The sequence below is a fragment of the Aliamphritea spongicola genome, from assembly GCF_017051665.1.
Classification (GTDB): domain Bacteria; phylum Pseudomonadota; class Gammaproteobacteria; order Pseudomonadales; family Balneatricaceae; genus Amphritea; species Amphritea spongicola.
In genome coordinates this window covers 1,023,797-1,039,801 of sequence record NZ_JAFIDL010000001.1, presented here as the reverse complement: position 1 = coordinate 1,039,801, position 16,005 = coordinate 1,023,797, and the positions used below count along the sequence as shown (strand labels likewise).

The following is a 16,005-nucleotide window of genomic DNA, read 5'->3' as shown; positions in this document are numbered from 1 at the left end:
GCAAGGGCTGAGCAGCTGTTCTGCCGGCTGTTCTTAAGGATAGAGTCAGCCTCCGGCCGTAATATAACTGTTTGATTTTAAGGCAGGGTATACCCAGTCTGGTGAGTTCTCCCGCTTCATGAGCAGATAAACTGCCAGTATCGTTGTAGGCTTAACCCTAAGTTTCATGTAATTACGTCCGGACAGCGCAGAAGATTATAAGTTTGCCGGAAACACGGGATGTTTAACGGATGTCGAATCACCGGTAAGCAATCCCGGAGCAGTACTATGCATGTAATAACGGCATTTTATGTTTTCTCAAATAATTCTCTGGCCACTCTGACGTATCAGCAAACACGCTTACAGAGAGGTCTTATGTTAATTCCAACCCAACCGGTCAGTGCTTAAACCTGTGTCATGAAGCTTAAATCCATTCAGTTTTCTCTGGCGTTGCTCTGTCTGCTGACGGTATTTGGCAGTTTTGGCGGTTATCTCTGGCTGCTTGAAACCGACGCTGAACATCAGTCCCGGCAGCGGGCCGACAGTTATGTGGAAAAAGTGAATGCAGAACTCGATGCATATTTGCGGGCTCAGTCCCGGCAGTTAAATCTGCAAGCCAGCATGACTGAGGTAAAAGATTTTTACACCAGCCCCGGTGGCGACCCGACGCCGCTGCTTAACAGTATCTGTGAAATTAACTCTGCATCCCTGTGTTACCTCATGGATCTCGACGGCTATATGGTGGCTGTGAATGATAATCCGCTGAAACAGCAGATTCTGGGCAACAATTTTGCCTACCGTCCTTATTTCAGCCAGGCGCTGTCCGGGATCTCATCTGTGTATCTGGCACTGGGATACCGCACGAAAAAGCGGGGGCTGTATTTTTCCCATCAGGTGCGCGGTGATGATGGCCAGTTACTGGGGGTGATTGTTAATAAGGTTGATATTTCCGGTCTGGAAGATCGGTTTTCTGATGTACCGGGCAAAATGGTGCTGTTATCGCCGGACAGCATTGTCATGGCGTCAAACATCCGTGAATGGGTGTTCAGAAGCATGAACCCGCTGGATAGCTGGCAGCAGCAGTTGCTGGTTGACGGGCGTCAGTTTGGTGAGAGAGTGACCGAGACATTGCCGTTTGTCTGGAAAACCGGCTCGCCGGTGGTGACCGATGAGTTCAGCAATACCTACCGGGTATCGACGGCTGAAATTGAGCGGCTACCCGGATGGCGCTGGCTGTATCTGGAAGATGAAAACTATCTGCCTTCCAGCCATTTTGCAGATGTATCGGTAATAACCCTGTTGTCGCTGGTGGCGGTGATTCTGGCGATGATTACCTGGATGTTGCTCAGTAAGGGGCGGGTGTATATTGAGGAGCTGATGCGTGATATTCAGAATTTACGTACCAGTGAATCCCGTTTACGGCAACTGACCCATACCGGCAGTGAAGCCGTCTTTATGTTGCGGGACAACCAGATCATCGATTTCAACGAAGTTGCTGAAAGCATGTTTGGTTATACCCGTAGTGAATTACTCAGTACCGAAATGCCGGATCTGTGGGGCAGTGCCCAGGCTGAACTGGTGCAGAAGGCCATGGCTAACAGTGAGCAGCATATTGAGGTTGAAGCACTGCGCCGTGACGGCATGAGCTTTCCGGTTGAACTGAATACCAAACATATCATTCTGGATGACGGCCCCGCGACGATTATCAATTTGCAGGACATTACCGTCCGCCGCCAGCGTGAAAAGCTGGTCCGTTATCAGGCCCAGTTTGACGCCCTGACCAACCTGCCTAACCGTACGTTGATGACCCAGCGCCTGGAGAGGGCCATTGGCCGCTCAATGCTGAATGATGGCTTTGTGGTGCTGATGTTTATTGATCTGGATGACTTTAAAAAGATCAACGACAGCCTCGGGCATAAAGTGGGCGATGAGCTGCTGATATCCGTCTCCCAGCGGTTGCAGGACGTGATCCACGAAGACGATACCCTGGCCCGTTATGGCGGTGACGAATTCATTCTGATTCTTGAAAACCAGCAAAGTCAGGCGGATGCCGAAGCCATTGCCCGCAAAATACTGGTGGCGCTGGCGATGGAATTTCAGCTGCAGGGCCGCAGTTACTTTATTTCCGGCAGCATCGGGCTGGTGATTGCGCCGCAGGATGGTACCCAGCCGGAAGAGTTGCTGAAAAAGGCCGACACCGCCATGTACCACGTTAAGGCGGAAGGGCGTAATAATTTTGCCTTCTATACGCCGGAAATGAATAACGAGATTACCGACCGGCTGGAAGTGGAAGATCAGTTACGGGGTGCGCTGGAACGGGATGAAATCTATCTCAACTTCCAGCCGATCTATTCATTTAAGGAACAGCAGCTGCTGGGCGCGGAAGTACTGGTGCGCTGGGATAATCAGCAGCTGGGCATGGTGCCGCCGGATGTGTTTATTCCGGTTGCCGAGCAAACCGGCTTAATCGTCCCGCTGGGCGAATGGATTCTGACCCGCGCCTGCCATCAGGCGAAGCGCTGGAGTGAGCAGCTTAACGGTGAGTTTACTCTGGGGATTAACGTGTCTCCCCGGCAATTTAAGGATGGCCATATCGTTCAGGTGTTGCATCAGGCGCTGGAGCAGAGCGGTTTCCCGGCTCATCAGCTGGTACTTGAGATCACCGAAGGCCTGTTGATCAAACACGATGCCAGCACCAAAACTGTTCTGCAGCAAATCAAGGATATGGGTATCTGCCTGTCGATGGATGATTTCGGTACCGGTTATTCTTCGCTGAGTTATCTGAAACAGTTCCCGTTTGACGTGCTGAAGATTGACCGCAGTTTTGTGCGGGATCTGGCCAGTGATCCGAGTGATCAGAAACTGATTCTGGCGTCGATTGCGATGGCTAAAGGTCTGGGACTGAAGGTCGTGGCAGAAGGGGTGGAAGACGCCTATCAGTATGACTTCCTGCACACCGCCGGATGTGATGCGGTGCAGGGATACCTGTTAGGCCGGCCGATGTCTGCAGAGGTTTTTGCTGAGCAGGTGATGAACTCATCTGCTGTGCATGAAGAGGCTGTTGAAGAAGCCGCTGTGCCTGCTTCACAGCCCGGGCTGACGGATTAATAAAACTGATTAATAAATACTCTGACTATATCTCTCTGAGTGTGGTATTAAACCGGCTCTTCTGTCAGATCCTGAGGGTCTGACAACGTATCCTTATTTGCCGACTCACTGCGTTTCAGTGGCAGATAAATACTGAAGCGGCTACCAACGCCTGGTTTACTGGCCACCTTCAAACGCCCCTGATGATTCTTAATAATTGAATAGGTAATCGACATGCCCATGCCGGTGCCTTCGCCCACGGGTTTCGTGGTGAAGAAGGGATCAAACAGGGACTTAAGCACCGCTTCATCCATACCGCAGCCGTTATCCGTGATCTGAACAAGGACCTCGTCTTCTTCCTTGCGGGTCTCAATGCGCAGTAATGGCCGTTCTGTATCTTTCATGGCGTGGCAGGCATTTACGATGATGTTCAGGAATGTCTGATTCAGTTCGTTAGCTTTGCCGGGCACCATGGGTAATTCAGCAAAGTGTTTTTCCAGCGTGACGGTATTTTTCAGCTGGCTGTTGAGAATTTTCAGGGTGCTTTCCAGGCCGTCGGTCACATCCACATCTTCCCAGTCGGTATCCTGAGAATGGGCAAAGCGTCTGAGGTTCTGCACAATGTCTTTCAGGCGGTCCAGACCTTCCTGTGAATCAGCCAGCAGGCCTGTAATGTCCTCGCTGATAAACACCAGATCTTCGGCTTCTATCAGCTGGCTGAGCGCCTCAGCCTGTTGTGGACTCAGCTGCTCATCCGCCTGCCAGCACTGCACCATCTGCAGCAATTTTTGGTATCCGCCGATATAGCCGTTCAGGCTGCCAAGGTTACTGTAAACAAAGGCTAGCGGATTATTGATCTCATGGGCAACACCGGCGGACAGTGTGCCCAGGGTTGCCAGCTTTTCGTTACGCACAAGGGCATTATGCTGCTCTTTCAGCCGTGTGTTAGAGGCTTCTAACTGCTGGTTTTTCAGAAACAGCTCCCGGCTTTTATCATCCAGTAACTGCTCCGCTTCCAGGCGGGCAGCCCGTTCCCGGGCATAGGCTGTTTTATACGCTTCGGCTTCTTTGTTCATGCTGCCTGCTCAGTAAAGCGGATGATCAGATCACAATGATCGGCCCCCTGATGGGTGCAGACCGGATGGGTCATTTCAATGGCTTCGTTGTAGCGGCTGGCAGCACCGCGAATCAGCCCCTCAGCTAACAGACAAAGCTGGCGGGGGGAGCGGTATTCCATGACAAGGGTATGCTCGTCAGGCTCATGGCAGATGATGGAAGGTAGATCCGGCGATTCATAAAGCTTACGCACTTCAACGTGAATCACAGAGTCGATGCTTTTCAGGAAGTCTTTGAGGGTAGGCTGGGTTTCCAGAAACACCGGATAACGCCGGGCCAACTGGTCGAACAGAAACTCACCGAACGCGCCGACAACGGCTTCAGCCGGTAGCTCCAGCCGGGCGGAAACTTCACCGACCAGTGCGAAGAGCTTATCATCCGGATAACTTTTGCCAGCGGTGTAGATACCATCCTGGCCGAGGGTTTCGAGAATATCGTTCCAGGCCATCATGCCGCATTTCTCGATGACCATTTCTTCAAGAATGTTGAAGATTACTCCTTTCATGGACGTCCTCCTGACGTAGCTGTTCACCTATATCCTTTAAATATAACGGGAATTCAGATGTTTGCAGTACGTTAGTTACCCATTGCGGGGGACTGTTGAGATGTCCCCGTTACAGGACTGCAGATGTTCAGTCAGCCCTGACCGAGCGGAAAGCTTCCTCAAACCACCAACGGGTATTCGGGCGGGGTAGGTCAGTCGGGAGAGAAGGATTGTTAAGAATGAAAATTCGCCGCTCCGGTAAACGTGCCCGGTTAATCGTATCCCGGTGGTAGCTCATGAATAACTGATGAAAGGAACTGTCCGCCTTAGCCATCTCAAGCCCGCGGGTCAGACGGTCAGCAAGCGCCTGATTATCCTTACTGACATAGAAAAATACCGGGTAGGGGTAATAAAAGGCAAAGCCTTTATCCGCCGTTAATCGCGGATAATCCGGTTTCCGTTCTTCCAGCTCTTTATAGATTTCATTAATGCCCCGGGGGAAGTAATCAAAGCGACCGGCGTTGAGCATAGAGAACAGATTAGGGTAGCGGGCGACGCCTGTTACCGGTAATTGATTCGCTTCGAGAATAGAAAGGTCGGCCCAGTGGCTACCAAAGCCGGCGTTTAACTGGCGCAGATCATCAAGGGTCTTAATGCCGGCAAAAGTATCCGCCTGACGCTCATGAATCATCGCAATCCGGTAGCCAAGAATGCCCTGAAGGAGAGGCACTTTAACCGACAGAAAACGTGCTTCTCGCTCAGCGGTTGCGGAAAGAAACGCAATATTAATCTCCTGTTTCATTTCCAGAGACTGCAGGCCACGGGCCTGAGTCATCTCTTCCGTAACAGGGCTGAGCAGATACGGACCATCGGTTGCGGCGGTTTTATCCAGCGCAAGTTTAAGCAGATCGATCCGGTAGTTATACCGGGAATCGGTCTGAAAGAATTTCAGTGTCAGAGGCGTACTGTGTACAACGGTACCGAACAGCAAAAGCAGTACACAGGCCAGAGAGCGAACAACAGCAATCATAAAACAACCTGTCAGATAAATGCTTCAGCGGTCTGGATTGGAAAAGTATACATGGCTGAGCGGGTGTAAGTGTGAGTAATGTGTTTAATGAGTAAAAAGAACAGTCAGAAGCTGAGCATTGACTAAAGTCTAACGGGCGTTTTATGAGCTGCAGCTGAATTACATTGAGTTTAATTCAGATAATCAGGCGTTTTGTCTTTCATGATGCATAAGTTGTTAAAACACAGGTAAAAACTGCTTGCGTCCGGGAACGATTTGCCTATAATACGACCCCACTTCAGGACTATAGCTCAGTTGGTTAGAGCGCTACCTTGACATGGTAGAGGTCGGCAGTTCGAATCTGCCTAGTCCTACCAGAATACCGAAAAGCCCGCATTTACTGCGGGCTTTTTGCATTCTGCGGTGTGAGAAATTACAGGCAGATGAGAACTGCCGAAGGCAGTCGAGCCGAGCGAAGCGAGACCACATCGGAGCCTGCGACGATAGCCCCGAAGGGGTGAGCGGCGAAGCCGTGAATAATCTGCCTAGTCCTACCAGATATAAAAAAGCCCGCATTTACTGCGGGCTTTTTGCATTCTACGGCGTGGGAATTAATAGGCAGATGAGAACTGCCGAAGGCAGTCGAGCCGAGCGAAGCGAGACCACATCGGAGCTTGCGACGATAGCCCCGGAGGGGTGAACAATCTGCGTACTCACTCGTAATTTTTGTTGGCGGTGTTCACTTCTTGATCAATAGGTCCTCTGATCTGGCTCAATGTCCCCTTAACTGATACCAAGATGATACTGTTTTTTGTGATGTGACTGTGTTTAATCGATGCTAATAAAACTGCGTTGAATTCTAGCCACAGAGAGCTGTTACATTATGATCAGTTATTTATCAGGCACTCCATCCTTAGGGTACCGTGCAGCTCAGACTTGGCCGGTTTTAATAAAAATAGCGTATAACCGCCAGACGACTACTTATAAGCAGATTGCGGATATTTGGGGCTATAAAGGCTCTGACATATTGGGGCGCCAAAAGGGGCATATTTATTAATACAGTGAACAAAATCAGCTATAGCTAATTACTGAAGTGATTTTGATAGCACCATTGTTTGGTTTAGGAATAATAGTAAATTCTTAGGTTGTTTTATGCAAAATAACTTAAGTTGTTTTATATATATATAACTTATGCAATCATTGTAGTTATGTTTGGTTAGGTTTAATCAAATATTTATGTAAATTGTTGTTTAATATTATGTATAAGTTATAGGGATTGAATTGATAGGTGGTGTATAGTCTTTCAGTGGATAATTGGAGTAACTGATACAGCGACGAGCTGGATATTGATAAATAACGGCAGCAGGCGTTAGAGAGCAAGGATACAGTATCGATTGTTTTTCTTTCGCCTTTAGATTGTAAATCTAAATAGGTGATAGATAGTAGATGAATTTCGAATCTGAATTTGAAAAAAATGTTTCAGTTGATCCTACTCATTTTTCAACATGTATTGATGTTATAGAGCATCAACATACCATTAATGGAATTGAAGCTAAGTTGCGTTTTCATCACCTTAAGTTTGATGGAAATAAGCAACCAATGATTAAAGCTTTAGCCAATACTCTTTATGCATATATAATTCACTACTGTATTTCTTCTAGAAATAGAAGTGAAAGTTTGGACCCGGTTCAATCAGCAATTCTAACTAAAGAAGCCAGAAGTTTATTTAGAAATCCAGAAGTTTATGATGATTCTCCAGATAAAACAGGTGAAGCTGGTGAGACACTTTTGTTCTTTTTAATGGAAGCAGTAATTAAGGCTCCGCAAGTTGTAGCAAAGATGGAACTTAAAACTAATCATAAAGATGAAATTAAAGGATCAGATGGCATTCATGCTAAGTGGAATAAAGAATTAAAGCTTGTTGATTTTTACTTTGGTGAATCTAAATTATATAAAAGCGCCACGTCTGCAATAACATCTGCACTTCAGAGTATAAGTGATTTTCACGATATAGATATGCTCGAACATGAGTTCTCGATGGTTACAAAGCATTATAAATATGCCGATGAGGTTGTTAAAGAAGAAATTGGTAACCTGTTTGTTAACGGAGCACCCAGTGAGGCAGTAAGGATAAATCATGCATGCTTGATTGGCTATGATTATAAGGGCTATGATGAGGCTGTAGGCGATATTGCTAGAGAAAAAAATAATAACTTTAGAATTGAATTTTTGAAAGATAGCCAAAGGCTTGTAAAAAATATACAGAAAAGTTTGATGTCTTCGATAAAAAACACTTATGCTTTGATGTATTTTTTATACCATTTCCTTCTGTGGTCGAATTTAGAAACGAATTTAATAAAGCGTTAGGTTGAAAATGGAATATTCTGACTTAATTATCAAGTTAAAAAAGAATAGCTCACTAATATATATGCCAGGTGAAAGTACTTCTGAATCGGATAAGCTGACTGAAAAGGAAATAAATAGATTGATAGCGATATCATCTATGAAGTCTTTATCAGATAGAGATCAAGATAAAACTGATGCTTATAGTATAATATCAGATCTGTTAAATATAATAGATGATGAAAAAGTGCTAGGTGCTGCAGATGTTATTTTATCTAGGCTTGGGAATTTTCCTGGTAGGGCTTTGTTAAGAAATAGGTTTGGGGAAAGTAATAAAGTACCAAGCTTTCTCAAACTAGAGACTTTATCTAGAGAAATTGAAAACTCTGTTTTTGATGATGATCGAAAAATTCAACTTACAGATTTTCAATATAAATTTTATACATCATTAAAAAAAGAAAAATTTCTCAGTGTTTCTGCACCTACATCGGCAGGAAAGTCGTTCATACTCGGCATGGATTTGATAGATAAACTAAAAGGTCCGGGTAAGAAGTCCATAGTTTATATAGTTCCTACTAGAGCTTTAATAACTGAAGTTTCTTCAAGGTTAAGGAGTTTGCTTAGAGATAAAGGTTTGAGTGATGTTCTTGTAAGAACTGCGCCGTTTCCTTCAAATGAAGAACAATTGCAGTCAGGAAGTGTTTTTGTCTTTACTCAAGAAAGATTGATGAGCTTTTTAAACTCTCATGAAGATAATGAACCATATATTTCCTCTTTGATTGTTGATGAAGCTCATGAAATACAAAAAGGAAAAAGAGGTATTCTACTTCAGAGTGTAATAGACTATTCACTTAAAATGTTTCCTGCTATTAATATATTATTTGCTTCACCGTTAATAAAAAATCCTAATTATTTCTTAAATGTTTTTAATCTTAATGAAGAAGGAAAATATTTCACAGAAATTATTTCTCCGGTGTCTCAAAATATATTCTTGTTGAATTCGGTTAGAATGAAACCTAAGTTTATAAATGTAGACTTACTAACAGATACAAGCTCTATTAATATAGGGGAAATATCGGTTAATTTCACTTATAGAGAACCGAAAGTTAAGAGGCGCTCTTATGTTGCAAAAGCTATATCGAAAGATATAGATTCTGTTATAGTTTTTTCAAACGGTCCTGGTGATGCAGAAAATGTTGCGTTTCAGATATCAGAATTAAATAGCAGTTTCGTTATAAGTGATAAAGTTAAAGTCTTTATTGATTTTATAAAGAAGGAAATACATCCTGATTACCCTTTGATTTCTTGTTTAGAGAAAGGAGTTGGTTTTCACTATGGACATATGCCTTCTACAGTTAGACAGGGTGTTGAAAATTTATTCAAAGATGACGAAATTAAATTCATATGTTGTACCAGTACCTTGTTACAGGGGGTAAATCTCCCTGCTAAGCACATTGTTATTGAAAATCCAAAGTCTGGTGACTCTCCGATGAATCGTTCAGATTTTCTGAATTTATCGGGTCGTGCAGGTCGTCTAGTGAAAGAGTTTCAGGGAAACATTTGGTGTGTACAACCTGATGAGTGGGAAGAATCTGTTTATAAAGGAGAGAAACTTCAAATTATAGAGTCATCCTTAGATAGCATAATGAAAGATGGTGGACGAACTATTCAAGAGTTAATATCTAATTTCGACTTAAATTCAAAAGAGTACGGCAAAGCTGAAATGGCTTTTGGTAAACTATACAACGATTATCGCTCTACAGATTCTCTTGAAATTTTTGAAAGATTTAGAACTGATTCTAATACTGTCGAGTTGGATAAAACCATTGAAAAAGTTACTAGTTTGTCAGTGACGGTTCCTGATGAAATATTAGAAAAAAATAAAGCTATTAGAGCTGACTATTTGCAGTTTCTGTATGACTTTATTGAGAACTATGATGACCTTAATGATTTAAAATTGCTCTACCCATATGCTACAGGTGCAAAGAGCAAAATGATAACCGTTATTGAGTTGTTTGCTTTATGCCTAGGTTGGGATCTTAAAAGTGAATCTTATAAGAACTTAATTAGCGGTTTGGCTTATTCTTGGATTAAGGGAGACAGTTTAAAAGATATACTGAATACTAGAGTTAAGTATATTCTAGCTAACACAGAAAAAAGCATTTCTTCTGTTATTAGAGATCATTTGAAACTACTTGATCAAGAAGTACGATTTAACATGGTTAAGTTTTTCTCCGCGTATAATGATATTTTAAGATATCTTATCGAAAAGAAAAACGGAGAAGAAAATATTAGCTTAGAACCATATCATATTTATTTTGAATTTGGTTCGTGTAACCGCCATACCTTACAAATTATGGCTTTAGGTGTATCTAGATTTACAGCTATTTATCTGAGTAAAGTTTTAAAATTTGATGCTAATAATTTAGATACCGAAGATTATTATAAAGAATTAAAGAATGTAAATTTTGATCGTCTTGAAATTCCTGAGTTATGCAAACAAGAAGTTTTGAGCTTACTTGGTAATTAAATATTCAAAGCTTACCTTTTAATATCAGAAAAGCCTGGCCTATCACTCGTAATAGCTCAAACTTGTAATGCGAGATAATTTCATTTTGATAGGCCGGGCACTCTTATTATCTGAGCTGATGGCTCAACGTCTATCCATCCGCTTCATTAAGCATTTCACGCGCAACTCACTCCTAATCTCTACCACATAGATATTTCCGAACTGGGCACATCTATCTGCAGAATCGATCAACAGCATGTCGCCATCTGTAAGCGGAGAATCATCGAATCACTGAGACGTTCACGATCGCTAGGCATTTCTTGGCCAACTAGTAGCCGTAGATCCAGTCTTTATAGACAGCCATAAAGTCGATGATGTTCTCTTCTTCTATGTACCTCTCTGCACCTGCTGATAGCTCAACATTCATCACTGTGATCTGTGAGAGCTTTGCTGAATTGCTGTTATCTGGAGAATCAGTCATACAGAAAATGGAAATGTAAGCCATAAAAAAGCTCCAGACTCTCTGCGGATGTCAGTCAATTCCGCCTTTAAAATGAATACTAAAAAACAACATAAAGTATCTAAAATGAGAATTTGATTTTCATTTTGGGTTGTAAGTGTTTGGGTTTAACGCGTCTTACAGGATATTCTCTGTCAGGAATTCCCTGGGAGAATGATGAATGAGTGTTAAAGCAAAGTTGTTAATTTACGTGGGTATGCTGTTTGCGCTGGCGATTGTCAGCATATCCGTTGTCGGTTTTTATCACTTTAAAACCGCTTCGGTTCATGACTATGAGCGGAAGTTGCAGAATCAGTCTTTTCTGATTTCAAGAGCGATCAGCGAAAAACTGAACCGTATGTTTGACGCACTGGAACTGATTTCCGGTGAAGTGCAGATCGTTGATGGTGAGGTTAATTCTGAGCAGCTGTTACCGCAGCTTCAGGCGCTGAAAAGCCAGTTCGGTGTGCTGAATGCATATGTGGGGCTGCGGGACGGTCGTACCTATTCGGTAAATAAGAATGGCCTGATTCCCGGCTTTAATGCCAAGCAGAAGCAGCGTGAATGGTATCTGCGGGCGCTGGCGGGTGAACGTAAAATTATGACCACGCCTTACCTCAGTGCATCCGGCAATATGGTGATGGCGGTGGCTGTTCCGGTGATCCGCAGTAACGCCGTTGTGGGCGTGCTTTCTATTAACCTGTCGCTGAATGAGATTACTGATTTTATTCAGGGGCTGGATGAGAACAATCAGTTGTTCGTCAGCCGGGCGGATGGCTTCATTATGGCGGCGAAGTATCCGGATTATATCGGCACCAACCTGTATGAGCAGCGTCCCAGCTATGTGCCTTTCAAAGATCAGCCAACCAGTGAACACAGTTATGTTTTTGATGGTAACGAGTATTTTGTGGTGTCTACCCGGGTGGAGGAGTTCGGCTGGATGGTGTGGGCTTGGGTGTCCTGGGATGAGATTTTACAGGCATCCAATGAAAACCTGATGCTGGCCAGCCTGTTGGCGCTGGTGTTTATCGTGATCACGTTGTTCGTGGTGTATTACTGTATTCACCGTCTGATGTATGTTCCGATTGGTGGTGAACCCCGGGATATTGAGGCGCTGGTCAAACGGGTTGCGTCGGGTGACCTGAGTCACGATGTTGAGATTAAGGGCAGTGAAACCGGTATTTATGCGCAGGTATTGTCGATGATCGCCAGCTTGCGGAAGACCGTTGGCACGATCAACAGCACTGCCGGCCAGCTCAGTGATGCATCTCAGAATATTATGGTCTCCGCCAGCCAGGTGCATCAGAGTTCTCATCAGCAAATGGAGCAGCTGGAACACACGGCAACGGCGATGAATGAAATGACGATGACCGTTGAAGAAGTGGCACGCAGTGCCCAGACGGCTGCGGATTCTGCCAATCAGGCCCATGAATCGGCTGGGCATGGTACTTCCGTGGTGGCTGATATGAACACCCAGATTACCGAGCTGATTTCCGGCATCGGCCATGTTCAGGAAGTGATTGTTCAATTGGACAGCGAAACCAACCGGGTGGGCAGCATTCTGGATGTGATTAACGGCATTTCTGAACAAACCAATCTGCTGGCACTCAACGCGGCAATTGAAGCGGCCCGTGCCGGTGAGGCCGGTCGGGGATTTGCGGTTGTTGCCGATGAGATCCGTGGCCTAGCGAATCAGACCCAGGCCAGCACCAGTGAAATTCAGAACATGATTACCAACTTACAGAATGCCGCTGAAAGTGCTGTAAAACTGATGGAGGAGAATGCCGCCGGTGCAGGTGAAACCGGAGCCCGCTCGGCGGATGCCAATCAGGCTCTGGCGGTGATCGGTGGTGAAGCGGTGAGCATTCAGGATATGAACAGCCAGATAGCCACGGCGGCAGAAGAGCAGTCTGCGGTGGCTGAAACCATTAATGTCAGCATTGTTGAGATTAATGATCTGGCGAAAAATACGTTCGATACGTCCGAGCAGAACAAGGCGCTGGCCCAGAGTTTAGCCACGGTGGCAGATGAGCTTAATCAGTCAGTGGCTGCTTTCCGCGTCTGATCCGTTCGGTGGCGTTTTTCAAAACCAACAGCCCTAAAGGTTGTTGGTTTTTTTGTATCTGGCCGGGAGATTACTCTCTTTGGTACTTTTGGTCAGGCCTTAAAGGAGTTCAATAGTGTATGCTGGCTGCCAATTATAAGCCGAAGCTATGTGCTACATCGGGCAGTTGTTAATTGTGTGTGTTGATGTCTATGAGAATTCTTTTAATTGAAGATGATCCTTTGCTGGGGCAGGGGGTTCAGCTGAATCTGCAGCAACGGGGTTACCGGGTTGACTGGGTTGAAGCCGGGGAGCCGGGAGTCAATGCGGTGTTTGAGCTGCAGCCTGAGCTGGTGATTCTGGATCTTAACTTGCCGGATATAGACGGGCTGGAGGTGCTGCGCCGGATTCGCCGGGAGGTTGAGTTGCCGGTGCTGATTCTGACTGCCCGGGATGCAGTGAACCACCGTATTGAAGGGCTGGATAACGGTGCTGATGATTATCTGGTGAAGCCGTTTGATCTGGATGAGCTGGAAGCGCGGTTACGGGCTTTGCAGCGCAGAGCTGCGGGCCGCAGCCAGGCCATGCTGACGTACCGGGATATCCGGATAGACACCCAGGCGCGACAGGTGTTCTTCCTTGAAGAGTTAATCACGCTGGGGCGCCGGGAATACGAATTACTGGTGTATTTGCTGGAAAGTGCCGGACGGGTACTGACCCGGCGTCAGATAGAAGAACAGCTTTACGAGAATGATCTGGAAAGTAATGCGCTGGAAGTGCACGTCCATAACCTGCGTAAAAAGCTGGGTAAAGAATTAGTCAAAACCGTGAGAGGGGTGGGTTATTTTGTTGAAAGCTAAGGTGTATTCAATTCAGACGTATATTCTTTACTGGACGCTGGCGCTGATTTGTCTGGGGGGCTTTGCTTCACTGCTCAGTGCGGTGTACATGGCGCAGCATGAAACGGAAGAGGTGTTTGATGCCGGGCTGATTCAGGCCAGTTCCCTTATAGATACTCTGCTACCCCATGAACAGGATGATCTTCAGGAAGTGTTGAGTGGCTGGACCCGGGAACAGCAGGCAGACCACAGCGGTGATCTGTCGCAGTACTTTGATCAGGATCTGGATCATGAGGAAGAGGAGTCCGTTGAATATTTCGCAGACGGCCTTGGGGTGATCATTCAGAACCGTGAAGGTGAGGTGCTGTTCAGTTCGTTAGAACAGGGTGCAGGGCTGAGTGCTCCGGTGTCAGGATTTCAGGATATTGAACTGGAGGATGATGCCTGGCGGGTATTCAGCATTTTTGATGAGCAGCGTCAGCTGTGGATTCGCAGCGCTCAGAATATCCCCCTGCGGTCTTACCTGAGTCTTGAGATCAGCTTCAGTTTCATTCCCGCACTGACAGTGGCTGCTGTGCTGCTGTGTCTGGCTATTTATCTGGTGGTACGCAAGGGCATGGAGCCGCTGGTGAAGCTGAGTAATGAACTGAGTGAACGTGACCCGGATAACCTGACCCCGCTGGCGAAACCGGATCTGGCAGCGGAGCTGAATGCACCGATTGACGCATTGAACTCGATGTTTGCCAAGGTGGAGGTGATGCTGGAACGGGAGCGGCGTTTTACCGATGATGCTGCCCATGAGTTACGTACTCCGCTGGCGGCACTGAGAATGTTCATTAATACGGATACTTCTAACGAGACTCAGCTGAATGAAGGGGTAGCCCGGATGGAACGGCTGATTAATCAGTTGCTGGAGCTGGCGCGGCTGAATCCGCAAAATGCCACCGGCATGAAAACTGAAGCCGTGGCTTTGCCAGCTGTAGCCGGTGATGTGATTGCGGATCTGTATCCGCAGGCCCTGAGCCGGCGCATGGATGTTGAACTCAAATGCAGCGCTTCTGATGCAGAATTGAGTATGCAGGGCCAGCCGGTCTTGCTGGGAATTCTGTTACGTAACCTGATCGAGAATGCCATTCGCTACAGTAATGAAGGTGACAGCATTCAGGTTGAGATCGAGCCGGCAGGGCAGCAGTTACAGGTGCGGGTGATTGACCACGGTGCCGGGTTGAGTGATGAGCAAAAAGCCCAGGTGTTCGAACGTTTTTACCGGGCAGGGAATAAGCACCTGCCAGGTGCCGGGCTGGGCATGACGATTGTGAAAACCATTGTTGAGCTTCACCAGGGCCGTTATGAACTGTCGGATACGCCGGAAGGCGGCCTGACGGTGCAGATCACACTCCCTGTTTAACTGCTGGGTTTGATCGAAAGGTTGTTTAACTGGCTGGTTGTTGACGTGCAAACAGCTTCAAAGAAAAAGGGCTTCTGACGGAAGCCCTTTTTTTATGTGAAAGCTCTTTCTGTAAAAGGGCTTGATGTGAAAGGCTATTTCAGCTGGTCCACATAGTTGATCAGCCGGTCTTTGTTCATCAGGAATTTAGAGCTGATGTCTTTAGCGGCCTGCTGTGCTTCAGCCAGGTTTACGGGGTTACCTGCGTGGATGACTCCCACCATGCCGTAGTAGTAATGGGGCGCACATTTGTAGATATAAACGCCTTCTTTATTAATCACGACGCTTATTTTCTGGTCTCTCTTACCGTGCCAGCTGTTGGCGCCGGCTGGTGTCAGCACTGAGATTGAATCATGAACGGGGTCGCTGGGTATAAAGGTTACTGTATCGCCCACTTCCACCTGTAAAACAGAAGGTTCAAATACCATGTTGCCTTCTTCATTGGCGTTAAGCATTTTGACTTCATACTCGGCAGCGTATGCCGGCGTAACGGTGAGTGCCGAGAGTAGCAGCGCTGAGAATATTCTGGTTTTCATTGTGTGTTCCAAATGCCCCCGTGGGCGTTCCTTGTTGATGTTCAGTCCAATCCAATCAGCCCAGTCATTTTCCGGCAGGCTGCCTTAAGGGGTGCCTGATCCTGCCTGGCTGT

General features: G+C 46.1%; 11 protein-coding genes, 1 tRNA gene and 1 other RNA gene. 8 read left to right on the top strand and 5 right to left on the bottom strand.

Translation table 11 applies throughout. The annotated features are described in order from the left end of the window. The first annotated feature begins 396 nt into the window (after positions 1 to 396). A complete protein-coding gene (locus JYB63_RS04800; protein ID WP_205656650.1) occupies positions 397 to 3,087 on the top strand; it encodes a bifunctional diguanylate cyclase/phosphodiesterase in 2,691 nt (896 codons plus the stop codon). 47 nt (positions 3,088 to 3,134) lie between these two features. On the opposite strand, the gene JYB63_RS04795 is transcribed toward JYB63_RS04800, so the two are convergent. From JYB63_RS04795 to JYB63_RS04785, 3 genes are all read right to left on the bottom strand, one after another. Beyond that, positions 3,135 to 4,142, bottom strand: coding sequence for a sensor histidine kinase (locus JYB63_RS04795; RefSeq protein ID WP_205656649.1), 1,008 nt, complete (start codon positions 4,140 to 4,142; stop codon positions 3,135 to 3,137). After that, positions 4,139 to 4,687: a heme NO-binding domain-containing protein gene (locus JYB63_RS04790; protein WP_205656648.1), complete on the bottom strand. Its 549-nt coding sequence runs from the start codon at positions 4,685 to 4,687 to the stop codon at positions 4,139 to 4,141. Before JYB63_RS04790 ends, JYB63_RS04795 begins: the two co-directional genes overlap by 4 nt. 127 nt (positions 4,688 to 4,814) lie before the next feature. Next, positions 4,815 to 5,696, bottom strand: a complete 882-nt coding sequence (locus tag JYB63_RS04785; protein ID WP_205656647.1) for a transporter substrate-binding domain-containing protein — start codon at positions 5,694 to 5,696, stop codon at positions 4,815 to 4,817. A gap of 279 nt (positions 5,697 to 5,975) precedes the next feature. On the opposite strand from JYB63_RS04785, the gene JYB63_RS04780 reads away from it, so the two are divergent. The 4 genes from JYB63_RS04780 to JYB63_RS04765 all read left to right on the top strand — a co-directional run bounded on the left by JYB63_RS04780 (position 5,976) and on the right by JYB63_RS04765 (position 10,548). Then, positions 5,976 to 6,052: transfer RNA gene (locus JYB63_RS04780), tRNA-Val, on the top strand. 45 nt (positions 6,053 to 6,097) lie between these two features. Further along, positions 6,098 to 6,232, top strand: a non-coding RNA gene (locus JYB63_RS04775) — RtT sRNA. An 889-nt stretch (positions 6,233 to 7,121) separates the two neighbouring features. Next, entirely contained in the window at positions 7,122 to 8,042 is a 921-nt protein-coding gene (locus JYB63_RS04770) for a HamA C-terminal domain-containing protein (protein ID WP_205656646.1), read from the top strand. A gap of 7 nt (positions 8,043 to 8,049) precedes the next feature. After that, positions 8,050 to 10,548 carry a DEAD/DEAH box helicase gene (locus tag JYB63_RS04765; protein ID WP_205656645.1) on the top strand — a complete coding sequence of 833 codons (2,499 nt, stop codon included), beginning with the start codon at positions 8,050 to 8,052 and terminating at the stop codon, positions 10,546 to 10,548. Positions 10,549 to 10,855: 307 nt separating this feature from the next. Here JYB63_RS04765 and JYB63_RS04760 read toward each other — a convergent pair whose 3' ends face one another. Further along, positions 10,856 to 11,032 (bottom strand): hypothetical protein, encoded by a 177-nt coding sequence (locus JYB63_RS04760; RefSeq protein ID WP_205656644.1) that lies wholly within the window; start codon positions 11,030 to 11,032, stop codon positions 10,856 to 10,858. 175 nt (positions 11,033 to 11,207) lie between these two features. On the opposite strand from JYB63_RS04760, the gene JYB63_RS04755 reads away from it, so the two are divergent. The 3 genes from JYB63_RS04755 to JYB63_RS04745 all read left to right on the top strand — a co-directional run bounded on the left by JYB63_RS04755 (position 11,208) and on the right by JYB63_RS04745 (position 15,317). Beyond that, positions 11,208 to 13,091, top strand: a complete 1,884-nt coding sequence (locus JYB63_RS04755; protein WP_205656643.1) for a methyl-accepting chemotaxis protein — start codon at positions 11,208 to 11,210, stop codon at positions 13,089 to 13,091. A 191-nt stretch (positions 13,092 to 13,282) separates the two neighbouring features. Beyond that, positions 13,283 to 13,930, top strand: coding sequence for a response regulator (locus tag JYB63_RS04750; protein ID WP_205656642.1), 648 nt, complete (start codon positions 13,283 to 13,285; stop codon positions 13,928 to 13,930). Beyond that, on the top strand, positions 13,917 to 15,317 hold the full coding sequence (locus tag JYB63_RS04745; RefSeq protein WP_205656641.1) for an ATP-binding protein: 1,401 nt from the start codon (positions 13,917 to 13,919) through the stop codon (positions 15,315 to 15,317). Before JYB63_RS04750 ends, JYB63_RS04745 begins: the two co-directional genes overlap by 14 nt. Before the next feature lie 134 nt (positions 15,318 to 15,451). Here JYB63_RS04745 and JYB63_RS04740 read toward each other — a convergent pair whose 3' ends face one another. Beyond that, positions 15,452 to 15,892, bottom strand: a complete 441-nt coding sequence (locus tag JYB63_RS04740) for a pseudoazurin (RefSeq protein WP_205656640.1) — start codon at positions 15,890 to 15,892, stop codon at positions 15,452 to 15,454. Positions 15,893 to 16,005 lie beyond the last annotated feature (113 nt).

Excerpts from the sequence above, each read along its gene's own strand:
- JYB63_RS04750 (WP_205656642.1), top strand. The coding sequence starts at position 13,283 with ATGAGAATTCTTTTAATTGAAGATGATCCTTTGCTGGGGCAGGGGGTT.
- JYB63_RS04795 (WP_205656649.1), bottom strand. The coding sequence starts at position 4,142 with ATGAACAAAGAAGCCGAAGCGTATAAAACAGCCTATGCCCGGGAACGG.
- JYB63_RS04760 (WP_205656644.1), bottom strand. The coding sequence starts at position 11,032 with ATGGCTTACATTTCCATTTTCTGTATGACTGATTCTCCAGATAACAGC.
- JYB63_RS04755 (WP_205656643.1), top strand. The coding sequence starts at position 11,208 with ATGAGTGTTAAAGCAAAGTTGTTAATTTACGTGGGTATGCTGTTTGCG.
- JYB63_RS04740 (WP_205656640.1), bottom strand. The coding sequence starts at position 15,892 with ATGAAAACCAGAATATTCTCAGCGCTGCTACTCTCGGCACTCACCGTT.
- JYB63_RS04790 (WP_205656648.1), bottom strand. The coding sequence starts at position 4,687 with ATGAAAGGAGTAATCTTCAACATTCTTGAAGAAATGGTCATCGAGAAA.
- JYB63_RS04770 (WP_205656646.1), top strand. The coding sequence starts at position 7,122 with ATGAATTTCGAATCTGAATTTGAAAAAAATGTTTCAGTTGATCCTACT.
- JYB63_RS04800 (WP_205656650.1), top strand. The coding sequence starts at position 397 with ATGAAGCTTAAATCCATTCAGTTTTCTCTGGCGTTGCTCTGTCTGCTG.
- JYB63_RS04765 (WP_205656645.1), top strand. The coding sequence starts at position 8,050 with ATGGAATATTCTGACTTAATTATCAAGTTAAAAAAGAATAGCTCACTA.
- JYB63_RS04785 (WP_205656647.1), bottom strand. The coding sequence starts at position 5,696 with ATGATTGCTGTTGTTCGCTCTCTGGCCTGTGTACTGCTTTTGCTGTTC.